The sequence below is a fragment of the Spongiibacter sp. genome (assembly GCF_041602295.1).
Lineage (GTDB): Bacteria > Pseudomonadota > Gammaproteobacteria > Pseudomonadales > Spongiibacteraceae > Spongiibacter.
Genome location: NZ_JBFIGO010000196.1, coordinates 1 through 1,822, shown reverse-complemented (window position 1 = coordinate 1,822; position 1,822 = coordinate 1). Strand labels below are relative to the sequence as shown.

Below are 1,822 nucleotides of genomic sequence, written 5' to 3'. Positions count from 1 at the left end.
ATAGACGATGAAAGAACCACGGCAAGACTATGCATTTACGCGTTTTCTGAAGTTTTGGCGCGATGTGCACAATCTGAGTCAGGAAGAGTTGGCCGACCAACTCGATTGCTCGTCCCGACATATCAGTCGTTTGGAGACGGGCAGCAGTCGCCCCAGCGAGGCGATGGTGATACAGATTGGCCAAGTGCTGAATCTGGGCAAGCGCGATTTGAATCACCTGCTGATTTCGGCTGGCTACTCGCCACTGGCAGAAGAGCACGATTTCGATAGCCCGGAGCTGCGCTGGCTGAGGAAGTCGATGGTCCACACACTGCGGGCACTGGACCCCTATCCGGCGTCGCTGGTCGATACCCACTCGAATATTCTTATGGTCAACCGTGGGTTTGTCAGCCTGTTCTCGCGGGTCGTACCCGCTGAATTGCTCGATAGGGTCACCAATAATCTCGAATTTATTTTTTGGAGAAGTGGCGGCAGCAATCTGGTTAGCAATTGGGAGGACACCCTGTCGGCGATCCTGATGGCCGGCCAGCAGGACGCGCTGTTTAGCAATAATCCCGACGACCAGTCGAAAATAGACCAACTGGCCGAGCGTATGGGAGTGCCCGAAGACTGGCGCCAGCGGGCGGCGAAGATGGAGCCGATGAGCAGTTTTAGAGTGCAGGTAGAGGTGAATGGCGAGCTGAAGACCTTCTTTAATGTCAGCACCATCGTCAGCCCGTCGGGGCCGGCGGCCTTTGTCTCCGAACCGCGCCTGACGATTAATATTTTGTACCCGGAAGATGAAGCGCTGGATCTGGCCGGCTTGCAACAGCAGGCGCCGAAGCACCCGCTGTTGTTTTATTGATTCACTGGCGGCAGGGGCGGGTGTGGCAAATACATGGAGCTTTGTTCTGGCCGCTTTTGATAGCCGCTGCGGTACAAAAAGTGATTGCTATATTGCCAAAACGCTAAGTCTCTCTTTGTTGGCGAATGTGGTATTGTGCCGCGACTTTTTATTCTCGATAGCTAATGGAAGCGGCGAAGCGCAGATATGAGTATTAACGACAAAGATTATATCCCCTACGAAGGCGCAGACATGGAGCGCTATATCGAGCGGGTGTTGGCGGTTGAAACGCCGAAAAACCCCACTAAAAGCTGGGCCTACAAGCTACTTAAGCGCCTGTTCTCGCCGACCTTTATCGACGCCGATAAACTGCCGGACAAGCCCTGTTTGTTTGTTGCCAACCATTCCATCTACGCCGTAGACGGGCCGATTTTGGGTCTGCCGATGCTGGCCGAGCACGGGCGTTTTTTGCGCGCGCTGAGCGATAAATGGCTGTGGAACAGCGTCAACGAAGGCCTTTTGCTCAAGCAGGGCGCGGTGATCGGTCACCCTGATGTGTGTAGCGCGCTGATGGATGCCGGCAGCGATCTGTTGGTGTTTCCCGGTGGTGCCCACGAGGCGACCAAGCCCGCCGAGCAGAAATATACCCTGCAGTGGAAAGAGCGCAGTGGCTTTGTGCGCATGGCTGCCCAGCACGGCTATACCATCGTGCCAACAGCGGTAGTCGGGCCGGAAGAATTTTACAAGCACCTGATCGAGGGGCGAGACCTGCCTAATTCGCTGTTGGGCAAATTGCTGACGCGACTGGGCGTGATCAATGAAAACTCTCGCACAGACCTGATCGGGCCGGTTCCCATGGGGCTGTTCGGTACACTGCTGCCACGGCCCCAGCGCTGCTTTATTCAGTTTGGTGACCCGGTGGACTTGAGCGAGTACAAGGGCAGTGTGCCGAGTAAAGAGCAGCAAATGGTGGTGCGTATGCAGGTGGAGGAGTCCATT

At 55.5% G+C, this 1,822-nt stretch carries 2 protein-coding genes; both read left to right on the top strand.

The window, feature by feature from the left end; all coding sequences use genetic code 11:
• Positions 1-7: 7 nt before the first annotated feature.
• Positions 8-844, top strand: coding sequence for a helix-turn-helix domain-containing protein (locus ABYM29_RS15625; protein ID WP_372865717.1), 837 nt, complete (start codon positions 8-10; stop codon positions 842-844).
• A gap of 186 nt (positions 845-1,030) precedes the next feature.
• On the top strand, positions 1,031-1,822 hold a 792-nt coding region (locus ABYM29_RS15620), incomplete at its 3' end, for a lysophospholipid acyltransferase family protein (protein WP_372865716.1).